The sequence below is a fragment of the Kroppenstedtia guangzhouensis genome (assembly GCF_014637345.1).
GTDB lineage: Bacteria > Bacillota > Bacilli > Thermoactinomycetales > DSM-45169 > Kroppenstedtia > Kroppenstedtia guangzhouensis.
Genome location: NZ_BMEX01000025.1, coordinates 1 through 24,875, shown reverse-complemented (window position 1 = coordinate 24,875; position 24,875 = coordinate 1). Strand labels below are relative to the sequence as shown.

General features: G+C 51.2%; 23 protein-coding genes, 1 tRNA gene and 1 pseudogene. 3 read left to right on the top strand and 22 right to left on the bottom strand.

The genetic code is table 11. The features are described 5' to 3' along the window. Positions 1-128 precede the first annotated feature (128 nt). The 9 genes from pssA to IEV46_RS16595 form a co-directional block, all read right to left on the bottom strand. Positions 129-842, bottom strand: coding sequence for a CDP-diacylglycerol--serine O-phosphatidyltransferase (gene pssA, locus IEV46_RS16635; protein ID WP_188433645.1), 714 nt, complete (start codon positions 840-842; stop codon positions 129-131). Positions 843-1,107: 265 nt separating this feature from the next. Beyond that, on the bottom strand, positions 1,108-2,181 hold the full coding sequence (gene disA / locus IEV46_RS16630) for a DNA integrity scanning diadenylate cyclase DisA (RefSeq protein WP_188433644.1): 1,074 nt from the start codon (positions 2,179-2,181) through the stop codon (positions 1,108-1,110). Beyond that, positions 2,178-3,551, bottom strand: coding sequence for a DNA repair protein RadA (gene radA, locus IEV46_RS16625; RefSeq protein ID WP_188433643.1), 1,374 nt, complete (start codon positions 3,549-3,551; stop codon positions 2,178-2,180). The genes disA and radA overlap by 4 nt, the downstream gene beginning before the upstream one ends. A 102-nt stretch (positions 3,552-3,653) precedes the next feature. Then, positions 3,654-6,098, bottom strand: a complete 2,445-nt coding sequence (locus tag IEV46_RS16620) for an ATP-dependent Clp protease ATP-binding subunit (protein ID WP_188433642.1) — start codon at positions 6,096-6,098, stop codon at positions 3,654-3,656. A gap of 35 nt (positions 6,099-6,133) precedes the next feature. Beyond that, entirely contained in the window at positions 6,134-7,213 is a 1,080-nt protein-coding gene (gene mcsB, locus IEV46_RS16615) for a protein-arginine kinase McsB (protein WP_188433641.1), read from the bottom strand. Between the two features lie 14 nt (positions 7,214-7,227). Next, positions 7,228-7,752, bottom strand: a complete 525-nt coding sequence (gene mcsA / locus IEV46_RS16610; protein WP_188433640.1) for a protein-arginine kinase activator protein McsA — start codon at positions 7,750-7,752, stop codon at positions 7,228-7,230. Between the two features lie 7 nt (positions 7,753-7,759). Further along, positions 7,760-8,230 carry a CtsR family transcriptional regulator gene (locus IEV46_RS16605; protein ID WP_188433639.1) on the bottom strand — a complete coding sequence of 157 codons (471 nt, stop codon included), beginning with the start codon at positions 8,228-8,230 and terminating at the stop codon, positions 7,760-7,762. A 142-nt stretch (positions 8,231-8,372) separates the two neighbouring features. Further along, on the bottom strand, positions 8,373-9,068 hold the full coding sequence (locus IEV46_RS16600) for an MgtC/SapB family protein (protein ID WP_188433638.1): 696 nt from the start codon (positions 9,066-9,068) through the stop codon (positions 8,373-8,375). A 170-nt stretch (positions 9,069-9,238) separates the two neighbouring features. Then, positions 9,239-9,913 carry an HAD family hydrolase gene (locus tag IEV46_RS16595; RefSeq protein ID WP_229736193.1) on the bottom strand — a complete coding sequence of 225 codons (675 nt, stop codon included), beginning with the start codon at positions 9,911-9,913 and terminating at the stop codon, positions 9,239-9,241. Positions 9,914-10,083: 170 nt separating this feature from the next. Between IEV46_RS16595 and IEV46_RS16590 the strand changes: the two genes are divergently transcribed. Both IEV46_RS16590 and IEV46_RS16585 read left to right on the top strand, forming a co-directional pair. Then, positions 10,084-10,269, top strand: coding sequence for a hypothetical protein (locus IEV46_RS16590; RefSeq protein ID WP_188433636.1), 186 nt, complete (start codon positions 10,084-10,086; stop codon positions 10,267-10,269). Between the two features lie 112 nt (positions 10,270-10,381). Next, a complete protein-coding gene (locus IEV46_RS16585) occupies positions 10,382-10,672 on the top strand; it encodes a hypothetical protein (protein WP_188433635.1) in 291 nt (96 codons plus the stop codon). Positions 10,673-10,716: 44 nt separating this feature from the next. Here IEV46_RS16585 and IEV46_RS16580 read toward each other — a convergent pair whose 3' ends face one another. The 4 genes from IEV46_RS16580 to IEV46_RS16565 all read right to left on the bottom strand — a co-directional run bounded on the left by IEV46_RS16580 (position 10,717) and on the right by IEV46_RS16565 (position 14,569). Then, positions 10,717-11,814: a site-2 protease family protein gene (locus tag IEV46_RS16580; RefSeq protein ID WP_188433634.1), complete on the bottom strand. Its 1,098-nt coding sequence runs from the start codon at positions 11,812-11,814 to the stop codon at positions 10,717-10,719. Between the two features lie 168 nt (positions 11,815-11,982). After that, a tRNA-Ala gene (locus IEV46_RS16575) sits at positions 11,983-12,058 on the bottom strand. A gap of 189 nt (positions 12,059-12,247) precedes the next feature. Further along, positions 12,248-13,738, bottom strand: coding sequence for a glycosyltransferase family 4 protein (locus IEV46_RS16570; protein WP_268235929.1), 1,491 nt, complete (start codon positions 13,736-13,738; stop codon positions 12,248-12,250). A gap of 66 nt (positions 13,739-13,804) precedes the next feature. After that, positions 13,805-14,569, bottom strand: a complete 765-nt coding sequence (locus tag IEV46_RS16565) for a serine/threonine-protein kinase (RefSeq protein ID WP_188433632.1) — start codon at positions 14,567-14,569, stop codon at positions 13,805-13,807. A gap of 119 nt (positions 14,570-14,688) precedes the next feature. Between IEV46_RS16565 and IEV46_RS16560 the strand changes: the two genes are divergently transcribed. Further along, the gene (locus IEV46_RS16560) at positions 14,689-16,182 is read left to right on the top strand and encodes an MFS transporter (protein ID WP_373284637.1); all 1,494 of its coding nucleotides are present in this window, start codon (positions 14,689-14,691) and stop codon (positions 16,180-16,182) included. 343 nt (positions 16,183-16,525) lie between these two features. On the opposite strand, the pseudogene IEV46_RS18735 reads toward IEV46_RS16560, so the two are convergent. The 9 genes and pseudogenes from IEV46_RS18735 to IEV46_RS16520 form a co-directional block, all read right to left on the bottom strand. Further along, positions 16,526-16,773: pseudogene (locus IEV46_RS18735) on the bottom strand (Tn3 family transposase); the annotation flags it as partial. Between the two features lie 65 nt (positions 16,774-16,838). Then, positions 16,839-18,200, bottom strand: a complete 1,362-nt coding sequence (locus tag IEV46_RS16555) for a VWA domain-containing protein (RefSeq protein ID WP_188433630.1) — start codon at positions 18,198-18,200, stop codon at positions 16,839-16,841. A gap of 292 nt (positions 18,201-18,492) precedes the next feature. Then, positions 18,493-19,164: a Yip1 family protein gene (locus IEV46_RS16550; protein WP_188433629.1), complete on the bottom strand. Its 672-nt coding sequence runs from the start codon at positions 19,162-19,164 to the stop codon at positions 18,493-18,495. Between the two features lie 125 nt (positions 19,165-19,289). After that, positions 19,290-20,174: a glycine betaine ABC transporter substrate-binding protein gene (locus IEV46_RS16545; RefSeq protein WP_188433628.1), complete on the bottom strand. Its 885-nt coding sequence runs from the start codon at positions 20,172-20,174 to the stop codon at positions 19,290-19,292. A gap of 451 nt (positions 20,175-20,625) precedes the next feature. Continuing rightward, complete coding sequence (locus IEV46_RS16540; protein ID WP_188433627.1) at positions 20,626-21,543, bottom strand: VWA domain-containing protein; 918 nt, start codon at positions 21,541-21,543, stop codon at positions 20,626-20,628. 304 nt (positions 21,544-21,847) lie between these two features. Next, positions 21,848-22,174, bottom strand: a complete 327-nt coding sequence (locus IEV46_RS18800; RefSeq protein ID WP_229736192.1) for a hypothetical protein — start codon at positions 22,172-22,174, stop codon at positions 21,848-21,850. A gap of 398 nt (positions 22,175-22,572) precedes the next feature. Then, entirely contained in the window at positions 22,573-23,274 is a 702-nt protein-coding gene (locus IEV46_RS16530; protein WP_188433625.1) for a hypothetical protein, read from the bottom strand. Position 23,275: 1 nt separating this feature from the next. Further along, on the bottom strand, positions 23,276-24,091 hold the full coding sequence (locus IEV46_RS16525) for a hypothetical protein (protein ID WP_188433624.1): 816 nt from the start codon (positions 24,089-24,091) through the stop codon (positions 23,276-23,278). A 50-nt stretch (positions 24,092-24,141) separates the two neighbouring features. Then, positions 24,142-24,732, bottom strand: coding sequence for a hypothetical protein (locus IEV46_RS16520; protein WP_188433623.1), 591 nt, complete (start codon positions 24,730-24,732; stop codon positions 24,142-24,144). Between the last annotated feature and the right edge of the window lie 143 nt (positions 24,733-24,875).

The following is a 24,875-nucleotide window of genomic DNA, read 5'->3' as shown; positions in this document are numbered from 1 at the left end:
TTGCCCTTTTTTCGCCATAAGAAAATCCCCTCCGGCAGTTCAGTGCTTTTGTCCATCTTACCAGATGGACTTTTTTCACTGTCTACCGTATGGGGATAATACCAGTTTCACAGGGGTGTTTCATCTTTTCACGGTTTCAGTTCTTCGATTGGCTCATCCCTGTCCCTGTGACGCCTTCTCGAAATGGAACGCTTAACTCCATAAAAAGCATACAGAGCCAAGGGAATAAAGACAATCTTGGGAAACTCCGACGGAAAGCGAGCCGCCAATCCCCCCATCAAGATGATAATCAAAGGGGCGATCCAATAAGCACTTCTGGGAATTCCCAGCTTTTTGAAGTTGGGATATTTGATCTGACTGATCATCAGGAAAGAGAGAAACAACATCCCGAAAACCATAAAAGCGGGCCCATTCACCATATCACTGTACAGAGCCATGGTGGCGAGAACACCCCCGGCGGCAGTGATGGGGAGCCCGATAAAATAGCCGGGAATCCCGGGCTTCACGTTGAAACGTGCCAGACGAAGGGCACCGCAGACGGGAAATGCGGCAGTGATGATCCAGCCGATCGGTCCGAGTTGATAAAGAATGGATTTATACATAATCAGTGCAGGTGCCACCCCAAAGGAAATCACATCGGAAAGAGAGTCCAACTCTTTCCCGAATTCGCTCTGAGTGTTGAGCATCCGGGCGACCCGGCCGTCCAGCCCATCCAGAAACATCCCGATGATCACCAGGATCGCCCCGTACTCCCATTGTTTCTCCACCGCGAGGATGATGGCCATGATCCCCAAGGTCAAGTTCCCGACGGTGAAGATACTCGGCAAGGCTCGTGCAAACATGAAAGGGAACCTCCTATAGTACTGAAGATGCCGCCTCCCTGGCGGTAAAGCCCCCCCTTCCCCGCGTTTATGGTCAGGCGTGTTGATAGCCATATTTCAGGCGGGGAGATCGTGTACTACCGCGTTCCGGTTGCACTCATAGGACACAAGTCTCGCCAGGGTTGTTTCGCCTCCGGTCTCGCTATGGTAGTACACGACTCCCTTTCACTGCCCATTTTCTGGTTAATCAACAGCCCTGGTTTATAGTGTATTCATTCTATGGAATTTAGATATGTCTGTCAATAAAGACCTGTTCTTGGATCCGCTTCAGCCCTTCCTTAATCGCCCGTGCACGTACATCTCCGATCCCTTCCACTTCATCCAACTCCTCGATGGTGGCCATCATCACCCGCGGAAGAGATTCAAAGCCTTCAACCAGGTTATGGATAATCGGTGCCGGGAGGCGGGGAATTTTGTTGAGAATCCGATACCCTCTCGGGGCCACGGCTTCCTCCTGCAGATTGTTATTAGAATGATACCCCAAAACGCGGACAATATGGGTGTATTCCAGCAATTCGTCCGCAGACAGTTTGTTCAGCCGGGCCAACACTTCCGAAGGTTGACAGTTCGGATCGGAACAGTAGTCCCGGATGACCAGGTGGGCCTCTTTTTCCACATGGACTACCAATTCCTCAAGTTGCATGCTGATCAGGCGGCCTTCGGTTCCCAATTCGTTAATATACCGCTCAATCTCGCTTTTGATGCGCAAGACCATCTCGATTCGCTGGATCACCATCGCCACTTCGTTCAGAGTGACCAACTCTTCAAACTCCAGCGCGCTCAGGTTGGTCATCGACTGATCCAGGACGGATTTGTATTTTTCCAGGGTTTGAATCGCTTGATTGGCCTTGGTGAGAATCACTCCGATTTCCTTGAGCGCATACCGGTGATTTCCCTGATACAGGGTGATCACATCGCGACGCTGTGAAATGGATATTACCAATTTCCCTGTCTGCCGTGCGGTACGCTGGGCGGTCCGGTGCCGGATCCCTGTCTCCGTCGAAGGAATGGAGGAGCTGGGGACCAACTGTGTATTGGCATATAATATCCGCCTGCCGTCATCGGACAGGATGATGGCCCCGTCCATCTTGGCCAACTCGTACAGAAAGGCCGGCGCAAAAGGACAATCGATATGGAATCCCCCGTCGACAATCTCACGAACGGAATCGTCGTATCCCACCACAATGAGTGCCCCTGTCTTGGCTCCGAGAACATTGTCCAAACCTTCACGGAACAAGGTACCGGGTGCCACCAGGCGCAATGTATCATTCTCAAAGTGATTCTTTTTCTCTTCTTTCAATGATTCGACCCTCCCAGCGCCGCTTCCAGTGCTTCTTCCACAGATTCAACCCATACGATGTCCAGATTGTCCGGCGGTGTCCAACCCCGTTTGTTTTTCCTGGGCAGGATCGCCCGTTGAAATCCCATGTTGGCTGCCTCCGCCACCCGTTGTTCCAGGCGGCTGACTCCCCGCACCTCCCCTGTCAGGCCCACTTCCCCGATCAGAACATCCTTTGACCCGGTGGGTCGATCCCGGAAGCTGGAAGCGAGGCTGACGGCGACCGCCAAGTCCACGGCGGGTTCATCCAGACGGACGCCTCCCACCACATTGACATAGGCGTCCTGATTCTGCAGAAACAAACCCAGCCGTTTCTCCAACACTGCCATGATCATCGTCAATCGGTTATGATCCAGCCCCGATGCCATCCGTTTCGGTGTGGCGAAACTGGTGGGTGCCACCAAAGCTTGAAGTTCGATCAAGACAGGCCGAGTTCCTTCCATGCTGGCGGTCACCGCCGATCCGGAGACACCGGCGGGACGCTCGGACAGGAACATCTCCGAGGGATTTTCCACTTCGGCGAGACCCTGGGTGCGCATCTCAAACAGACCGATCTCATTGGTGGAGCCGAAGCGGTTCTTGACCGCACGAAGAACCCGGTATGTATGATGACGCTCCCCTTCAAAATAAAGCACGCAATCCACCATATGCTCCAGCATCCGGGGACCGGCGATCGCCCCCTCCTTGGTGACATGACCGACGATAATCACCGCAATCCCCTGTCCTTTGGCCAGACGCATCAGACGACCGGTACACTCCCGCACTTGGGCCACGCTCCCCGGCGCCGATGTCACATCGGAAAGATAGACGGTCTGGATGGAATCCACCACCAGCAGCCGGGGGGAGACCTCCTCCACCAAGGCTTCGACGGCGTCCAGATCCGTCTCTGCGGCCACAAACAACCCAGGATGGAGTGCTTCCAAACGATCCGCCCGCAACCGGATCTGTTCCGCAGATTCCTCTCCGGATACATAAAGGATCGGCATCCCCAGCTTCGCCAGCCGATGGGAAGCCTGAAGAAGCAGTGTCGATTTTCCGATGCCGGGATCTCCTCCGACCAGGATCATCGATCCCGGAACCAACCCCCCTCCCAACACCCGGTTCAATTCCCGGACTCCGGTATCCGATCGGGGGTGCTTCTGACCGCTCACTTCAGTGATCGGAAGTGCCGGACGTCGCCGGATCCCGGTTTCCCGATGAGTGCCCCTTCCTTGGACAGTTCGTTCTTCCACCATCGTGTTCCAATTGCCACAACCGGGACATCGTCCCATCCATTTAGGCGATTCATAACCACATTCCTGGCATGCGAATTTCGTCTTGTTTTTTGCCACCCGTTGTCCCCTTATCATCCATATGGTTTCGATCCCAATTATATCAAATTTATTCAAGAAAACGCACCTCCCGAACCAGCGGGAGGTGCATAAAATTGATTGTTACTGAACAAAAGGAGCTTTCTCCTTGTGCCGAACCAGCAGCTTCCCGTCTTTCTCGTCAATCTCCACCGTATCCCCCCGTTTGATGCTTCCTTTGAGCAACTCCTCAGACAAACGGTCTTCGATGTGTTTCTGAATCGCCCGGCGCAGGGGACGGGCACCATAGGTGGGATCAAAACCGGCCTTGGCCAGGTATTTGGATGCCGCATCGGTCAACACAAAGTCGATCTCCTGTTCCTGCAGGCGTTTGCGCAATTGATTGGACATCAGGTTGACGATCTGTTGCAAGTGTTCCTCTTTGAGGGAGTGGAACACGATCACATCGTCGATCCGGTTGAGAAATTCGGGACGGAAGGTTTTTTTCAGCTCTTCCATCACATTATCTTTCATCGCTTCGTATTCATCTTGGGAAGAGTCCCCGACGGAAAAGCCGAGACGCTGATTCTGTTTGATCAGATTGGCACCGACATTGGAGGTCATGATGATCACCGTGTTGCGGAAATCCACCGTCCGACCCTTTCCATCGGTGAGCCGTCCGTCTTCCAACACTTGCAACATGACGTTGAAGACTTCAGGATGGGCCTTTTCCACTTCATCAAACAGGACGACGGAGTAGGGCTTCCGTCGAACTTTCTCTGTCAGCTGTCCCCCTTCATCATAGCCCACATATCCGGGAGGAGCTCCCACAAGCCGGGAGGTGGAGTGTTTTTCCATATACTCGGACATATCGATGCGGATGATCGCTTCCTCATCACCAAACATCGCCTCTGCCAGGGCCCGGGCCAATTCGGTCTTGCCGACCCCAGTCGGACCCAGGAAAATAAAGGAGCCGATGGGCCGTTTGGGATCCTTCAGACCGGCCCGGGCCCGCCGGATCGCCTGGGAGACGGAGAGTACCGCTTCATCCTGCCCGATAACCCGCTGGTGAAGAATCTTCTCCAGATTCAACAGTCGATCCGACTCCTCCTCAGCCAGTTTCCGCACCGGGATTCCCGTCCAGTTGGCCACCACTTCGGCGATGTCTTCCGGTCCCACTTCGGAATCTGTCTTTCCTTGATCCTCTTTCCAACGGTTGCGGGTCGACTCCAATTCTTCCCGCAGTTTTTGCTCTTTGTCCCGGAGAGAAGCCGCTTTTTCAAACTCCTGGCTCTGGACAGCGGCATCCTTCTCCTTGCGCACCTCTTCCAGTTTTTGCTCCATCTCTTTCAGGTCAGGAGGCACGGTAAAGGAGGAGAGACGAACTTTGGAGGCTGCTTCATCGATCAAATCGATGGCTTTGTCGGGCAAAAACCGGTCGGTGATATAACGGTCAGACAGTTTCACCGCGGCCTGAATCGCTTCATCGGTGATCTTCACCCGGTGATGGGCTTCATAGCGATCCCGCAGCCCCTCTAAAATCTGGATCGTCTCTTCCGTGGAAGGTTCATCCACGGTGATCGGCTGGAAACGGCGTTCCAGGGCGGCATCCTTTTCAATGTATTTCCGGTATTCGTCCAGAGTAGTCGCCCCGATGCACTGAAGCTCACCCCGGGCCAGTGCCGGTTTCAATATATTGGAGGCATCGATGGCTCCTTCAGCACCGCCGGCACCGATCAGGGTGTGCAATTCATCGATGAACAGAATTACATTTCCCGCCTGACGGATCTCATCCATGATCTTCTTCAATCGGTCTTCAAATTCACCCCGGTATTTGGTTCCGGCCACAACCGTCCCCATATCCAGGGTCATCACCCGTTTTCCCCGCAGGGTTTCCGGGGTTTCCCCATCATGGATCTTCTGGGCCAGGCCCTCGGCGACGGCGGTTTTCCCCACTCCTGGCTCCCCGATGAGGACCGGGTTGTTTTTGGTGCGGCGGGAAAGCACCTGAATCACCCGCTCAATCTCTTTGCTGCGCCCGATTACCGGATCCAGTTTGTCTTCCTTGGCCTCGGCGGTCAAGTCCTGGGCCAGGCTGTCCAGGGTGGGGGTATTGGCACTGCTGCCGGAAGCCTGGTGGGATGAGACTGCCTCGGTGCTGCCCAGCAACTGCAGCACCTGCTGTCGGGCCTTGTTCAGACTGACTCCCAAATTGTTCAGGACTCGGGCGGCCACCCCTTCCCCTTCCCGGATCAACCCCAACAGGATATGCTCGGTTCCGACATAGGTGTGTCCCAGCTTGCGGGCCTCATCCATGGAAAGTTCGATCACTTTTTTGGCCCGGGGGGTGTAGGCGATATTGGTCGGTTGCCCCTGGCCCCTGCCGATGAGTGACTCCACTTCCTTCTGTACCTTTTCCAGGCCCAGACCCAAACCCATCAGAGCCTTGGCGGCGATGCCCTCACCTTCTCGCACAAGACCCAACAGGATATGTTCCGTACCAATGTTGCCGTGGCCCAGTCGAACCGCTTCTTCCTGTGCCAGGGCGAGCACCTTCTGAGCCCGCTCCGTGAATCTTCCAAACATCATGGGATTGATGCACCCCTTTCTGAGTGGATTCTTTTTCAGTATTCCCTTTTCTGCCTCAGGGAAAGCTGTTCCCGGATCATTGCGGCACGGCGAATATCCCTCTCTTCTGTATCCAACCGTTGATTGGCCCGAATCTGCAAGAATCCGGGTTGAGTGATCACCATCAGTTCGTTCATCACCTGTGGAGTCACTTCGGAGATCAGACCCATATCGATTCCCAACCGTACATCGGACAAACGTTCCATGGCCTCTTTGGAACTGATCACCCGTGCACTGGAAAGAATGCCGTGGGAGCGGTGAATCCGGTCCTCCAACTGGATGAGAGAGGCCTCCTGGATCCGTTGCCGGGCGGTGTGCTCGTGCTCGATCATCTGCCGCACCACCCCCTCCAGCTTTTGAATGATTTCCTCTTCCCGCTGTCCCAACGTCACCTGATTGGATACTTGGTACAGGTTACCCAGAGCCTCACTCCCCTCCCCGTAGATCCCACGAACCGCCAATCCCACCTGGGTGATGGCCGGAAAGAGGCGATTCAGTTGCCGGGTCAGAGCAAGTGCCGGCAGATGGACCATCACCGAAGCCCGAATTCCCGTCCCCACATTAGTGGGACAGCTGGTGAGATACCCTTTGGTCTCACTGAATGCGTAGGTGAGCTGACGTTCAAACCAATCATCCAGTTCATCGGCCAACTTCCAAGCTTCTTCCGGCTGAAAACCGGGAAACAGACACTGGATTCGGATGTGGTCCTCTTCATTGACCATGATGCTGACCGCTTCGTTTGGACTGAGGACCACGGCCCCGTGTCGGGACTCCTCCGCCAAGTGGGGGCTGATCAGATGTTTCTCCACAAGCACCTGTTTTTCCAGGTCACTGAGATCATCCATGCGGATCAACTCCGCATCCTCCAATACTGAAGGTTTCCCCTCTTCCCGAAGGATCATCTCCACCCGTCGCACGACTTCTGAAGATTGCGAGGAGGTCGCCAACATGGGATAGGGCAATCCCGACAAGTTGCGGGCGATTCGGACCCTGCTGGAGATCACGATGTCTGAACGGGGACCTTTTCCCTTCATCCATTCACTCAAGGCATGCTGTGTAAAGCGTGGGAGCGACATAGGGCTTCCTCCTCCTAACTGTCCAGTTTCTCCTGCAGGTCCCGAATGCGGTCGCGCAAGCGGGCTGCTTCCTCAAATTCTTCATTTTCGATTCGGATGGACATTTCCTGCCTCAGTTTGTCGATCTGCCGGCGAACACGAAGTTTACCGCCGGTCCTCTCCGGAACCTTGCCCCGGTGGGTGGTGTGTCCGTGCACCCGTCGGAACAATGGATCCAACTGTGCGGAGAAGGCACGGTAACAATCACTGCAACCGAACCGTCCGATCTTGCTGAACTGACTGTAGGTCAGACCACAGGTCGAACAGCGGAGAGGCTGTGCCTGGGCCGCGGTGCGAGCCTGTTGTTCCGCAAACTGGCCGTCCAAATTGAGAAGACCGGACAGGAGATTGTTAATGGAAAACCCGGAGTCCATACCCGGCATCTGTTCCCCTCTTTCTCTCGCACAGACTTCACAGAGATGAAACTCATTCTTTTCCCCATTGATGATCTTGGTGTAGTGAAGGGTGGCCGGTCGTTTCCCGCACTCCTGACACTGCATTCGGGGCTCACTCTCCTTTGCTTGCGAATAGTGTCATCACCACATTGCGCATGATCCGGGCCCGCACCGCGTCCCGAAGGGAGACCGGCAAATCCAGCACATCCCGGGAAATCAACTTGCCCACCATGCGCCCTTCTCTCTCGGTCATCAGCCCCTCGTCGGTGAGACGGGTGATCAGGTCTTCCGCCGCCTGCTGTGTCATCCGGTTGCCGATCATGCGGAGAAGGACATCAAAATAAGCCTTTCTCGTCGAAAAACGGACCTTTCGAATGCGGATAAAACCGCCTCCGCCCCGTTTACTTTCGACAATGAAACCTTTTTCAACGGTGAATCGGGTACTGATCACATAGTTGATCTGGGAGGGAACACACTGAAAGAGCTCCGCCAATTCACTCCGCTTCACCTGAATCGTCCCGGAAGGAGTCTGTTTCAGGATGTTGAGCAGATATTCTTCGATGATGTCCGAAATACTGGACATGTCATTGGATAACCTCCCGCTGACTTTGACTGACTTTGACCTTGATAATTCCATTATACTGAACTCTCTCTCCCCTTGCCAAGGGGCAACATTGACAGTATCCATATTGCCGCATCTGGGGCTTTTTCATACAGAAAGGGAGTCAATCCAGATCGACCGACCGCACGCCTGCCACTTGCCGCACCCGGTCCAGCAACCCTGTCGGTTCCATCCCGTTGGGAATTCGGACGATAAAGAGAATCTCCATCTCCGGATCCTCCGCTTCCCCTTCATCAATCTGCACTTTTTTGATATCGATCCCCAACCTTCCCACCGCAGTTGCCAACTCCCCCAGTTTTCCCGGTTGTTTGGCCACCTGGATCCGCATCCGCTTCAACAACTGATGGCGAAAAAGCCATCCTTCCAGCCGGTTCAGCAATTCCAGACTGACTAGCGCCAGCAGGGTGGTCAGAAAGGCGGGAAAATGGAAACCGGCTCCCGCCGCCAGCCCGATCGCCGCCACCACCCACAGGGAGGCGGCAGTGGTCAGTCCGCTGACTGTCAAACCCTGACGGAGAATAGTCCCCGCCCCCAGAAAACCAATTCCGCTCACCACCTGAGCCGCAATGCGACCGGGGTCGAAGCGGACATTCTTTTCGGCCATAAACTGTGGAAATCCATAAATGGACAGCAACATGATCAAGGCAGATCCGACACAGACCAGAATATGGGTCCGGAAACCGGCAGGATGGTTGTTGTGTTCCCGCTCCCACCCCACCAACCCTCCCAGGAGTGTAGCGACCAATAGACGCACAGCTGTCTCCCCGTAGGAAATCGTCCAGATCTGATCCTCTCCCATCCAGACCCTCCTCAACCGCTTATTTCTTCAGACAGGTGTGTTTATCAGCATAGGGCCGGGCCGGTCGGGATTGGGTTTCACATGTCGTTTTCGTTGTTCTTACGATCCAAAATCACTCCATGTGAAACCCAACCCTCCCTGTAGCAGTTCTTTCACAACGCTTTTAGGCGTTACCCAGCCAACGTCAACAGTTCGCTGAAGGAGTCGATCAAGCGGTCGGCACCCTCCAGTTCCTTCCCGTCACTAAATCGGGGAAAACCGGCATACCTACATCCTATGACAGTCAGCCCGTTGGCTTTCCCCGCTTGAACATCAGAGCTTCGGTCTCCCACCATCCAACCGGAGTTTACCTGATGTTCCTTCATCAAAAGAGCCACCAGCCGGTTTTTGTCAAAAACCTCTCTCTCCCCTGCTGAATATATTCCCGTAAACCAAGAGCTGATTCCAAAAGCCCGCAAAACGCCCCGCACGTAGGGAGCCCGCCCGTTGCTGGCCACAAACAGGCGAAATCCCTGTCGGTGGATAACTTCCAGACCCCGGTCAACCCCGGGATACAACTCTCCCATTCCCTCAGCGAGACAATCCAGTTCGTCCTGCAACCACCAATCATCGGCGATCTTTTTCGCCTCGTCGGATGCTCCGGGCATCAGCCTCTCCCAAACCCCGTCAGGAGTCATCCCGAAGACCGATTTCACCTGTTCATCTGTGGGCGGGTTTCCCTGATAAAGCCCCTGTTCCTGCAATCGTCGATGCGTCCGGTGAAAAGCCGGCACCGCCACCAGATCGGTTTGAAAGAGTGTCCCGTCCAAATCAAAGATAAAAGCTTCCCCTCGTTCTTTTGACATTGAAGTCTCCCCTTTCCCATATATATTGCGTCGATCAAGTTTCACCATACCCCGTCCAGAGTTGGAGATTTCGGACCGGGGTCAAAAATTTTTTTAATATTGACAAAGGGTACCAACCTCTGTAAAATAACTTATATTCCAAAACATAGGGTTGAAAGGAGGTCGTCGAAATGTTACACGTTTTTGCCCACGCTGTAAACCGGGGGACCCGTCTGCCCATGGACGGGGTTTCTGTATTCACATCCATCCGAACGGTGATTGCAACCGTTGCGGCAGGGGTTCGTGTGTCCAAAAATGACATAAGGGATCGACGACCTCCGGACGGGGTGTTTTTACCCACACTCCATGGCTGTTGAAACAGACACCACAGGTCGTCATCGGCCTGTGGTGTTTTTTAATCCTGCGCCACAGACCGTCGGTTTGTGGCGTTTTTTGTATTTCCCCATATAAAAAGGAGGACTTCAAGTGATGAATATGAATCCGTATGTAATGGAAATGGAAACCCGTCAAAAACAGAGGGAGATCGCTTCTTGGGTCCAATCTCCCAAAAAGATTCGTCCTTCGATCTATCATCGAATACGAAGCTGGTTCAGCGATCCGCATCCGGTTGAGACCGAGGAGAAATCCACCCCTGCTATCGTCCCCTACCGATCCGGAAACAGCAAGCTGGTGTTCCTTCAGCTTTACCGGAGACGACGTTCCAAGAGATGTCACAGTGGACATAATCGTGTATCCATCCGACACGGTTTCCGAAACTGAATCACTGAAATGGATGAAGACCCGCGGTGGTAACCGCGGGTCTTTCAACTGACTATCCGGGGGCCGAAGAAGGAAAAGCGCCCCACCATCATCACCATAAACAACAGGAAACCGGCCAGTCCCATATAAGCCAAGCCGTATCCCAGGCGAGTCCGGGGGGGAACCGCATAGTACTCTGCATCCGATCGAAGCATCTGCTCCTCTGCCCCCCTCAGATAGTGGGTCTCCAGCTTCATCCGGATCCTGGGACCGTCCTCAGTCTCTTGGGTCTCTGTTTGCAACAGGCGGATTTTCTGAAAAACCCCTCTGAATCCCTCTAACCGGTGGATCAGACCGATCCCGGGGTAATACACATCGCAAACATGCTCCCGTTCCTCCAGGGAACAGTATTGGATAAAAGACAGATCCCGGTATTCCTTTGGACGGGGCAGCGAGACCCCCCGGCTGTCAAAGGCGACCGGATCCACCTCCACCGTGGTTTCCAATCGACGCGGTTGATGACGGCGACGGGACAAGTATGAGCTCCAGAGTTGAAATGCGAAGAGAAACCAGATCAGGAGAAGCAGAAAACTCTTAAGCACCCAAACCAACAGAAGACCGAGAACAAGCCCCACCACCCACAACCATCGGGAGATCGCTGTCACGATCCGACCGCCGTCCAAGGGATGGATCGGCAACAGGTTGAACAAATTGATGAAGAATCCAATCAGAGCCACAGGATACAGCACCTCATACCCCGTCCACCATGCCACTAGATAGGTGAGCGAAGCTCCCACCGTCCCCACCAAAGGACCTCCAAAGGCAATATAGGCTTCGGTCACCGCATCCTGGGGCTGCTTTTTCATCATGATCAATGCACCCAAAAAAGGAATGAAAGCTGGAGCGGACACCGGCAGTCCCTTCCTGCGGGCTGCCCAGATGTGGCCCATTTCATGAATAAAGATCATGACGACGAGGCCGATGGAAAAGGACCAGGGAAATTGCAACACCAGGGAATAGGCCCAAGCCGATACTGCCATGCTGATCAGTGTTCCGCCGAATTTCCCCAGTTTCAATATGGAAGGAATTCCACCTGCAATCAGAGCCCCGACCCCGCCGAGCCACCCTGGGAAGCCTTTTTTTTCGCGTTGGTTGTTCCCCAAACAGAGCCCTCCTTTGGGCTGTTTTTCTCACTGCCCATCATTACATTTCCCCCATCTTTCCTCGATACACCTCCAGTTGAATCCACAGATTCTTCGGTTCTCTTCCGGCCGGCTCAAGACAGTAAAAACCCCCGCATGGGGATTGGGTCCATGTGGGGGTGGATGGGTTGGTGGAGCTGAGCGGGCTCGAACCGCCGACCTCCTCGTTGCGAACGAGGCGCTCTCCCGGCTGAGCTACAGCCCCGTATTCCACTATCAAAACAACTTTTATCCTACAGGAAACCTGGAATGTTGTCAAGGAAAGAGAAAGAAAAAGCGGTCCCGACAGGCCCTGGAGGCCCTGGAACCGCACCTTGCGGAAAGTCGGATCGCCAAAGGTTCATCATCCCGATCCCGACGGATTTGAAAGGCCCTTTCAGCATGCCCTGCTTTGTCAGAGCTGACGCAGGTGCGGCTGGATCGAGATTGCATCCTCTTCCTGATCCTTCTCCGGCCATTCCCTACGATTAAGGTGCACCTGGCGGTAAAGTTCCACCAGGCGTTCCTGCTCCTTGCCCCACTGAAGCAGTTTCCGCGCCTTGTAGGTTCCAATCAGAAAAGCATCGGGGTTCGAGAGGATCTCCCGGATCGCACCGGTGATCTCTGTTATATTTTGGGGATCCACCAGCCGCCCTGTCTGGTATGTACCGACCACGATCGCCTTTCCCGGATGGTCACTGGAAACGACGGGAAGCCCCGCTTGGATATACTCTAAAAGATTGGTCGGGGTGGTCAGATGACCCGTCATACAGGTGCTCTGATACAGAACCGCTCCCAAATCGGCATGGCTCGTCACCTGAAGCAATTCTTTGGGCAAAAGTGGTGGATGAAAGAAAATCCGGTCCTGAAGTTTCCGATCTTCAATCCGCCGCAAGATCTGTTCCTTCCACTCTCCGTATCCGAGCAAGACCAGTTTATGTTGTGAGGGGAGTGGAACAAAAGCTTCAATCAGCTCCTCCAGCCCTCGGTTACGGGTGAATCTTCCCTGGTAGAGAACGACTCTGTCTTCGGAATTTAATCCGAACCTTCGATGGAAGTAGTTCTTTTCCGATGGCAGCCGGGGCAGACTTTCGGGGATGTTTCGTAGCACAGTGGTGGAGATGTCTGGATATCGCTGATTGTACTCGGCTTCAAACAGCTCGTTCACAGTGATCAGGTAGTCCACACAGTCCATCCACCTGGATTCCGCCCGGTGCTCTCTTACCTGTTCCCACCGTTTTTCATTTTTCTCATCAAAGAGTCCCTGGGCATCATAGATCAGAGTGAGCCCTTTCTTTCGTTTCAGATAGACTCCAATGCTCAGAGCGTGAACATCGTGGCAATGAACCACGTCATAACAGGCATGTTCGCAAAGCTCCCACAGTTGGGTTGCAAAATGTTTCCGAGTCATCGCGTCTTTCGCGATTTGAATCATGGGAGTGCGAACGACCCGATAAACCCCTTTCTGGATACTCGGGTTTGTCTTTTGATCCACATAGTGCTTGATCCGCTTGGTGTGCACCGGAAAACGCAGCAGCCGCACCCGGTCGTGAAGAACTGGTGGGGGGTCCGGCAAAATATGCAGACAGGCGATATCCACATACCAACCGGCTTGGGCAAGGGCTACCGCCTCCCTCTGCACCCTGGCATCATAATGGATATCCTTGAACAACACCATCAACACACGCACCGTCGCCTTCCTCCCTTCGAGGTTTGGAAGTTTCTTGCCACATCCCTGAACGACCGCTTCGGTGGAATTCCTCTCCGGACGCGGGACACAGGAGACGCATGCGCAAATCCGCCGGTCTTCTCTGACGCAAAGGGAGACCGGAGGTTTAAAACTCTGATGATGAAAGCAGATCCGATGATTGCACAAAAGAGGACCCGCTCCTGGTCCAAATCTCACCGTCACAGATTCCTCGATGCCCCCCTGTCTCCCGATTGCCCGCCCCCCTGTTGAGGGAGCCGCGGTTCAGGAAATCCGTTGGGAGTTGTCCTCTTTCACCAAACTCCAAAACTCCTCCACACGGGGCCGGGAACGGGGAGCGGACAATAAGCTCTGCATGATCAGATGTTCCAAGGGTTGCGGCACATCCCCGCGATAGGAACGAACCGGCAACAACTTCCCGCCGGGGGCCGGGTTGGTACCGGTTAACATGATGTAGGCGAGTGCTCCCAGGGAGTATGCATCCATCGACTGATCCTGTTGCCGGACAGCCACTGGATCCAGCGTACCGGTATGGCTCCCCCTTGTTTTGGGCAAAAGACCCAATGGCCCTCCATACAGGAATCGGACGGAATCCGTGGTGATCAGCATATTTTGGGGATGGACCACAGTAAACATTCCCTGCTTGTGGATCCGCACCAAATGACCCGTAATACTCCGCAGGAAATGGGTCACCTGATTCAGTGGAAGGGGGACGGAGCGGTAAAGATAGTGGGCCATCAGATTTCCTTCCAATTTTCCAAACACTTGATAAAGAGTCCCTTCTTCCACAAATAAACCCTGAACAGGAAAAAAAGCGCTCCGGTCCCGTTTCAGCAGACGTCGGAGATCTGTCCCCTTCCGGACCAGTCGAATATCCAGTCCGTGGAGGAATCGCGTCGGGAGGGGCTCTGAAGATTCACCCTGTTGAGGGGTGATTTCCGCATAGTAGAGAACACCCTGGATGAAGGGAAAAGACTGGAACACCCGGAATGTGCTCCGGATCCGCTCACCCTTCTGTTTGATCTTCATGGACAATCTGACTCCTTCACAGGTAATACACCGTCAGGACGACACCAAAAACTTGCCAGCCCCGAAGTTTTGACCCCAATCAACAATTTTCCACACTGTTCTACTGGGTTTATTTTATCATGAAGCGAAAGGGCTGGACACCCTTTTCCCCCGGAACTTGGCGGGTTTTACAACCTGGGAGAGGATACCGGATCGGAGCGAGGCTGTGTTATACTGCTTTTGGATGGAAATTTCCCAATATACGGACGCTTCCGGCCCAAACTGCCGGAACAGCGGAGAGGAATGATCCGATGTCAAACCGAAAAGCAGTCCGTGCGTGGGTCCTCTACGATTGGGCCAATTCCGCCTATGCCACCACGATCATGGCGGCGATCATGCCCATCTTCTATGCCGATGTGGCCGGCAAGGGCCTGGACGGAGCCACCAAGACGGCTTACTGGGGCTACACCCAATCCATCGCACTCGTTTTCCTGGTGCTTTTATCCCCTGTATTGGGAGCCATCGCCGATGCCTCCCACTCCAAACGGGCCTTCCTTCGCTTTTTTACTTATATGGGTGTCCTGTCCTCCATCCTCCTCTTCTTCGTCGGCGAAGGGAACTGGCTGTGGGCCTCCCTGCTCGTAATTTTGGGAACCTTGGCCTTCTCCGGGGGAAATATCTTTTATGATGCCTTTCTGACGGACTTGGTCCCGGAGAAAGAGCGGGACCGGGTCTCCTCCCGGGGATATGCCTACGGCTACATCGGAGGCGGCATCCTGCTCGCCCTCAATCTGGCTGCCATTCAATTTCCGGAAGCTTTTTTTCTGCCGAACTCTCTCGTGGCCACCCAGCTTTCCTTCCTGTCGGTGGGCCTGTGGTGGTTTATCTTCTCCATCCCCTTTTTCCGCCATGTGCGGGACCCGGAAACCTCCCCCAAAGTGAAGCTTCGCCCCGCCGCCCTCGCCGCTACCGGGATCCGTTCCACTTGGAATACGATCCGCCGGTTGGAACGATATCCCGAATTGTTGAAGTTTTTAATCGCCTTCTGGTTTTTCTCTGACGGGATCAACACCATCATCAAGATGGCTACCATCTACGGCCGGGAGATCGGCATCGGTCAGACGGATCTGATCGCCGCTCTGTTGATTACCCAGTTTGTCGGAATTCCGTGCACTTTCTTCTTCGGTTGGATCGCCGACCGGATCGGTTCCATGCCCACCCTGATCTCCACATTGTTCATCTATCTGGCGATCGTCATTCTGGGTTATTTCATGCAGACGGCACCCCATTTCTACGCCTTGGCAATCCTGGTCGGTACTGTTCAAGGCGGCAGTCAAGCCTTGAGCCGCTCCATCTTCAGCCGGCTGGTCCCCGTTCACCGCAACGCGGAATTTTTCGGGTTCTTTGGCTTGTCCGGAAAGTTCGCCTCCATCTTTGGCCCCTTTGTTTTCGGTCTGGTGGGTCAGCTCACCGGCTCCAGCCGTTTTGGGATCTTCTCCCTCGCTTTCTTCTTCATTGTTGGGATCGTGATGCTGCTGACGGTCAAACCGGAGAAAGGAAAACGGGAAGCCGAAGCCGTCTGGCTGGAGGAAGTGGGAGGTCCTTACCAGTCCCTGAAGGGGGATTCATCGTAACTTCCGGTAAAACTCTCCGGACACACATCACTGGGGCGACGGAAAGTCCCGTCCAATACACTCCATCCGGCGTGTTGATCCGCCATATTTTTCGGTCGGGTAGATTGTGTAGAAGGGCAACCGGATCATTTTGGGAAAATTGTACAGCTGGCCCGACTCAGCTGCCTAAAAAGGCGTAGCCGCAGTCTTTAGACTCAAAAAAACTGGCTCCCTGCACGCTAAGGAGCCGGTTTTTCGTGGTCGTAGTCAGCAGAAAAGCTTTGCCTACGCCCTCTGATTACGTTTTTCAGGGATTTTTTGTTTGTTTGAACACTTCTTCAGGTACCCCGCGAAATCGTCCGTATAACCGGTTGAAAATGACGGCCCGGGCGAGGGCGTTTTTCCCTTCCCCTTGGTAAGACCCACCTGAACCCGGCAGCGAAGTTCTGAACCTTTCATCTTTCCAGGGGGCACAAGGTCTTTTCGATCCGGCCAAATTCCCGCAGGCCCAGACTCACCCGTTTTGCCGCGGGTATGCTCCCAACTTGCGGGGCATCAGTGAAGCGGCCACGGCCTCCACTTGATTGATGCCCGCAAGCGGAGGATATCATCTTTAGTGATCGAAGGATTTTTTACAGGGGGCCGACTCATTGGTTCCTTTTGGATTTAAGCACATTTTAATTATTCCTCAGATCGATTCGTTCCTGCCTGCTTTTATCTCGAACAGCGATCCGGGCTTTTCGGGCATTGTCCCTTATCTCAATCCGTAATTTTCTCGCTGAATCTCTTACATAGATCCGAACGATACGCCCACGTTCGCGGGCCATCGGATTTATTTCATATCCCTTGATATCAAACTTGTCTTGGATATAAGAGGAGAACTTCAGCAGTCGCTCCTCCTCTTCATTAGCAAGATTCAACATGTTTTTCTCTTCGGCGTACAATTCATCCACTTTACTCTTTTCCGCTTTAAAGAGCTCATCCACATTTCGCGCACTCCAGCTATACCATTCATCGATTAACCTTCTTTTTTCTTTCTCAAAATGCTCGTTCAGGTCGGAGCGGGAGTTGGCTGAGGCATATGTACCATTCCCCGCTTTGGCAATGGATTTCAGGGCTTGTTGACCCGCGTCATCAACATCAAATCCAATGATGTTTACAACCGCTTCAATTTTAGATTGGTTCAACTCCTTCGCTGCCTTGACCGGATCCCCATCGCAGGTTTCTACGCCATCGCTGACCACATAGACAATGTTTTGTACATGATCGCCTGTTTTTCCAGCTAAGTGGTCTTTTGCAGATTCCATGGCAGCAGCCAGAGGCGTCCACCCAACAGGCTTAATCACCCCCAGTGCTTGTTTAAATTGGCCCGACTGATAAGGACTCAGTTCATAAACTTCTTCAATCGCCCCACAGGATACTTTCTTATCTTTACGACTATTACTTCCTTTATGACCATAGGCGTAAAGAGAAACATTTGCGTTTGCCGGCATAGCAGAGACAAACTTTTGAATGGATTTTTTTGCAAGGTCCATCTTGATCTCGCCATCCACTTTTGCCGCCATACTGCCGCTCGCATCCAATAACACTAATACATTGACTTCTCGCTCTTCGGGAAGTCGAATGGTCCCATCCGGACCGGGATCGTTAATCCCCATGTACGTGTCATACCGATCAAAAAACTGCGCATAAGGCCGATAATCGGCGGCCACTAAGCTTAACAAGCGATGGTAATACTCCGCCGCATCCAATCCTTCCGGAAACTGATCAATTTCTTTCTTCACTTTTGCTTCATCAAATTTGTCACCACCGTATAACCCGGGCCCTTGCCACAATACATCTTGTATTTGTCTGCCTTCAAACTCGGTGTGCTCTGGAGGCTTTTCCTCTTTTTCGGTCTCCGCTTTTTGCGCCGCCTCCTCTGTATCGTTCTCTTTTTTCTCAGTTTTAGTGGAATCCGTTTGAATAACCAATTGTGAACATCCTTGACTAAAAACAATCACCAGAGCGAAAATCCCTATCCACCATCGGTTTTTCAACAGTCTAAACCTCCCTTGATGGATTATCGCTACACACCTTACTATAGCCAAACTCAACGGATCGCGCTATGAAAACGCCCCAAAAGAGGGCGGTCAAACATGGTGTAAGGATGGGGTAAATTACTTTTTTGGAACCGAAGAAGCTAGCTTTCATTAAAGGGAATAGACAAATCATCTTCATTCCCTTTGGAGCACTTTGATGACGTGGTTCACAACGCTTCAAGGATGATAGGGTTTAATCAGCAATCTGAATACGACGTTGAAAAAGGAGCGAACTGAGCCGCTCCTTTTTTCATATAGCCATCATTCCCATCAAACCGATCACAGCCACCAGCAAAAGCAACAGGATCAGCGGAATCGACATAAACAAGACAGCCAATGCACAGGTCCCCAACCCCTTCAAATTGGAGAAACCATAAACTTCAGCCACCCCTCCAACCGTCACCACCGCGCTCCAACCTACCAAGGAAATTTCCACAAATGAAAAGAGCAGCAAAAACAGGGCCGCCACAATTCCATCCAAACCCGGCAGATCCTTCATAAAGAGACTGTCACCAAACAAAATCAACTCCGGGACCCACAAGAGCAATCCCCAAGCCATCGGAACCAGTCCCCACCCCGTGGCCAGGGAGACCTCCTTGAAGGTGGCTTTTCCCCCAAGAATCTTGCCTGACAACACCACCAACAGCGTGAAGATGGCCCATCCAATCACCGCCGTGATCGGCCCCAGGATAAAGGAAAAAATAAAGATCAACGGAACCGGAATCTTATCTCCCAAATCCCGGCCGGATGCATTGTCCAAAAAAGAATCCGCCCCCGCCAGCAGCAGCAACAGCCAGATCCAATGATACGAATGGGATTTGGTCCACATGATTTGCCGCACGGTCTCCCGGGGACGAATCCACATGGAAAACCAAGGGTTCAATTCCCGGGAGGGCTCCGGCGTCTCAAATATTTGATTCACCTGGCAAATACCTCCTGATGAGCTGATCCTATGAATTCTAAGATATACTCAAAGGTCCTGGAAAACAAGAGAACCCAATCCACTCCGATAAAAATCCCCTGATCCGAGATCAGGGGGAGTATCGGTTATTTTTTTGTCCACTCCTCAATCAGCTCCCGGTGGTCGTCCATCCATTGTTTGACCGCCTCTTCCGGGTTATCGGTCTCTTCCATGTTTTTCAGGAGTGCTCCCAGGGAATCATCATCCATGTGCCAGTTGTCCATCCACCGGACCACTTCCGGCTGATCCTTTTTGAACCCTTTCCGGGTCACATAGTAAATGGTGTCCGGCTCACCATACACTTTTTTGGTGTCCTTCAGGTATTTCAGATCATACTTGTTGAATACCCAGTGGGGGTTCCATAGTGTCACCACCACCGGCTCCTTTTTCTTGTAAGCGGTGTCCAATTCACTCAGCATGGCTGGCTCGGAGCTCTCGATCAGCTTGTAATCCAAGTCATAAGACTGGATCGCTTTTTCCGTCAGCCTCATCAGACTGGCTCCGGGGTCAATCCCCACAATGGAGGGATTGTCTCCCCGTTTGAATTGATCTTTGTATCGGTTCAGGTCGGAGATCGTCTCCACATCTTTCATATATTTCGGTACGACCAAACCGAGAGCCGTCCCTTTGTACCAAGCCTCATGCAGCTCTACCCGGTCCTTGTATTTCTCATAGTAGGGCGCATCCGTATGGGGCAACCACACCTCGAGTGTCATGTCCATATTTCCGCTGGCCACACCGGTCCACAAGGGGGCCTTCTCCGTCTGGGTCAGCTCCACCCGGTACCCTTTCTCTTCCAGGATCTGCTTCCACAAATAGCAAACGGCGATATTTTCCACATAGTTATTATGAGCGATCTTAATCGTCCCTTTTTCGGACTTCTGCCCCTCATTCCCACCCCAAAGATAGATTCCGCCCACCAACAAGGCGGCAATCACCACAAATATCGCAACCTGTTTCCCACGACTCATCGATTCAATCGCAACTCCTTTTTAATTATAGGCTTCCCATACCACCTTAGGAGTAATGCCGGAGGAAGTCAAATTTGGGAGGAATCATGCGAATGCCAAACACGATGGATGAGATCACGAACATCAGGATGGCCAATCCTCGTTTGATTTTATGGATCACCTTTCTTTCCCCTTTTTGTTTTTATTCACCAAAAATCCTATTCTAATTTATTTTGTTCGTCATCCCTTTTTCCATCAATGTAATCCTGTAGTTCATCCCTGTTTTTCCTCAATTCCCCATCTAGTGAATCATAACGTTCTTCTCGATATGAAGTAAGTTTATCTTTTCGTTGTTCAATAAGATTATTAATTTATTGTATTCTTCACCATCAATTTTCTTTTGTTGTTCTAGCACCTCAGCCCCCTTTTCCAATTGCTTATACTGTGCCACAATAAGTTGTCGATTTTACCATCAGGGAAACCCCTCCAGTTTTTCCAGATGTTTAACATATTGTTGTGAAACATTCTCCCAGTTTTCAGCCCCCCAATTAAACCACTCTCTCCATAGTTGAGTTTTTTGACCGTCCAGATAACTTCTCAAATCCTTTTCATCCCGAGCACTGAAATACTCTCCTCCACCTGCCTTGGCAGCAGCCTTCAATGCCCGTTGGCCTTGGTCATCCACATCAAAGCCAATGATGTTGACCACTGCCTTGATATCGGACTGATTCAGTTCCTTCGCCACTTTTACCGGATCCCCGCCGCAGGTTTCCTCTCCATCACTGACGATATACATCACGTTCTCTGTATTTTCTTCCTGTTGTTCTTCCAGATCCTTCTTTGCCTCTTTCATCGCCAAGGCGATCGGAGTCCAGCCGGTGGGTTGGAATTGATCCAGAGCTTGATCAAACTCCTGTTCTTTATAGGCAGAAAGCGGATAGACCGGATCGGTGCTCTTGCAAGAAATCGATTTGTCTTTGCTTTGGTTACTTCCTTTGTGCCCATAGACCCGCAGGGAGACCTCCGCCTCCTTTGGCAGGGAAGAGGCATAGCGTTTGACAGCCGCCTTGGCCACTTTCATCTTTTGCCCTCCCGGGACCCTTCCCGCCATACTGCCACTGGCGTCCAGCAGAATCACCACATTCAGTTTCTTCTCCCGAGCCTTTTCAGATGCTTTTAGATCTCCCGGCTGATCCGTGGTAAAGTAGGGGTTGGTGTTAAATTCATTGATCTCTTTTACAACCGGACGGTAATCCTCGGCAAAAAGGCGAATCAGCTCCATATACGCTTTCTCAGCGGTAAGTCCTTTCGGCAATTTTTTCAGCTCTTCCTCAGCTTTGGCTTCGGAATAACGATCTCCCGCCAAAAGCCCTGGTCCCTCCTCCAGCATCCCTTCCACATCCTTGGCAGGTTTTGTCGGTTTTTTCTCGGTTGTTTTCGGTTAGGGCCGGTCTGAAGTTCCCGTAGGATTTATGCAGGCTGTGGCAACCATTGTCCAAATCAAAGCGACCATGAACACACGGCAAAACCGCTTCACATCTCATCCTCCTAAGGTTAGCGTTTGGGGTTGATATACTATTCTGGTACAGATTGATCTTCAGGAAGAACTCCGGGAGAGTTATAGCAAAAAGCAGCCCCGTCGTTTTAATGAGAGCACATCCCGGCTACACAAGCTTCGCCATGACACTTCCAAATCAGTTCCGCTGTTGTTGCTTCACTTCCTCCACTTGATCCTCAATCTGCTTTAACGCTGAGTTGAAGAATAGTGTCAAAAGGCATGAAAGAATGGGGAAAAAGTACGAGAGCGCAAACTCTTCTCCTTCATGAGACGGGCCACCGTTTTCTGAGAAACCACATGCCCCTGCGATCGTAAAGTCTGCGTGATCTTGACTCCCGTACAACATGTAGGAACGGAGAAAGATCCGATGAATCGCTTGGGACAGCTCTTCCTGCTTTTTTGCACGTTCACTTTGGGGGCGCTTTAACCACGCATAGTAACCGCTTCTGGAAACACCAAACACCTGGCACATCTTCATTACACGGAAGGTGAAGCGGTTGTGATGGATGAAGGAATCAATTATTTCCGGTCTTTCGCGAAGATGTGCATGGCCTTATTTCCGGTGGAATTTCCAATTTGGAAGTGGTCTCTGTAGGTTGAGATTCATTACTTTGGCACGCAGTCATTGCCAGAAAAGAGAGGCAAGAGAATACCAGAATAGGTTTTTCGGATCGGATCATTAAGATTCTACGAGCTCCTTTTCTTATTCGGGGATAGTAATAGGGACAATGTATACTTCGCGCATCCCAAAACCGCTCATCAGATCCGCTTCCCCATATCATGATAAAAGGAACCACACCTGGAATCCATGCATTGTGGTGTGGCCTTTATCTCAGGTAAGTGCTACCCTGTTTCCCTTCCTTAAATATTCAATTCGACTACATCAATCCCCGCATCAGACCAGTCATAATAGTAAAAAGCGACAATAAAGAATAAAATAGAAAATATCAACCCATTAACCATGATCAATGAAAGATTTAAAACAAGATAAAGCCCAGTAATAGAATAAACCAGGATATACGTTACAAAACTAACGATGAGATCGATAACTCCAAATAAGACCGTCCAACTCAACAATTTAAAAAAATGCTCCTTCCCAAATAGAAAGGATTGCTTCAGTCCTTTCCACCACGTTTTCTCTTCCATTACTGCCGCACAGGAAACACCGAAGAACAAGATCATTAAAACAAACCCTGGGACAATAAAAATGAGAGAGCCTATCACCATTAAGAGCGATAGAAATATACCCATGATATAAATAGAAAACATAGATTCCAATGCACCAGTAAATGTTTTTCCCAATCGGACCTCTTCATTCTGAGCATACTGAAAGGCCATGCTGATAAAGGGTAACTGAATGAGAAACAAACAGATAAACATAAAGAATGCTTGAATCATCGTCGTCCAAATTGGGATTCCAAACAGTTGAAAAGGCCATGTAGCATAGTTTACAACAAATGTATAGAGCAGCTGCATGGGAACCACATACAAGATTACCACAAGGAGAATCAACCAAAATCGTTCTCTAAATAACCGCAAGGCTTCCTGAACGGTGTCACTCAAGTCACCTCCGAGGATTTCTAAGATATTTAATATGTTCTAAAGCCTGTGGATTCTCTTCAATCGGGATATCCTTAAAGATCTCCTCTGCCAAATCTTGCATCTCTTGAAACTCCTTTGGGTTTTTTTCTTTTGTATACATGTATTGTTGATAAGGCTTCAAACGGTGATATAACCACAAAACCCTCCAATTGGAGAGGGATCGGATCGAAGCCAGATAATCCATCACTTTTTCTCTCTCATCAGCGGTTTTAAATTGGATCTCGTTTTGCCAGTAAGCGCTCCGAACCATGTCCACCTGATAGCCTCTCATTTGCTTATAATCCTCCACAGTGACGATTTCCCGTTTTCGCATTTCAACAGTTGCTTTTCTCCCGTTTTCCACCGATTGGTTAATAACTCTTTGGTGTTTAATGATTACATCAGGAACCTTCATAAAAGTTTCTAAGGCTTGTTTAACATCCTCTGTTGGTTCCATCTCTCTGAAAATCCCCCTCACCTTCTCTAATATTTTTTTTAGCATATAATAATTTTTTATTGTGTAGGTTTTTCTCCATTTTTCCCCAATAGTTCCTAAAACATGAATAGAAGCATTATATCCATTAGCATATAAATAAACCTTTTCTATTTCCTTAATTGGTGGGACTGTTCCATCCTCTCTAATAATTAATTGAGCAAATGTTGGAACAAAATCAATATAATAATAGAAAGTATTATCAATTAAAAACTTAGCAGGGAAAACATCAAATGTTTCATTTTCCTTTTCATAACTCTTTGCTACCTTCATAATTTGATCAGGCAGATTACTCAACTTAATCATTGGGAACCCTCCAAAAAAGTTTGTATCATCGGGTATCACCCGATGATACATTAACTAAACCATCCTTTCACCGTGTCAACTGCCCCACCGATTTTATCTTTTGCTACCTTAAATGCTTTTTTCGTTGTTCCTACCGGATCATCTTTCAGTGCCTTTACCCCATTAACCACTTTTCTGCCCGTTTCTTTAATTGTATCCCAATGCTTAATCCCTTTTGATACTCCCCAAATCACACCTCCCACCACAGCGACCCCAGCCGCAACAGGTGCTCCCACACCGCTCGCACTTAAAACCACGGCCCCGGACATCATCACTTCTCCAACGTTGGCCCAACCATCCACACTTTTTAAACCATTATTGCTAAAGTTTTCAATCGCTTCAGCTGTGGAAATCCCCACATCCACCGCCGCAAATATAGGAGCGAGCTTACCCGCAGCCTTCAGAGGCCGGGCTACATAATCCCCTGCCACTTTCAATGGTTTAGAAGCATTGCCCAAGAACTGCGACCAATTAGAAGCTGTGGAAAAAGCCCTTTCACCTTGCATAGCAGCTTGCCAAGCTGCCCTAATTTCCGAAGGTGACCTAACAAACTGGCTAATATGTTTCCAGTTATCTACTGCTTGCCACCCATCGAGACCCATACTCGTCCATCTACCAAATAAACTGTCACCGGCGAGAGCCCGGCTATGTCCCAAAAATCGTGGAAATTGAAAGTGGCGGTCTCCTAAACCGTTTGGTATAACGGTGGTGGACAAACCAAGAAGGAGAAACCGCCACTATGAAA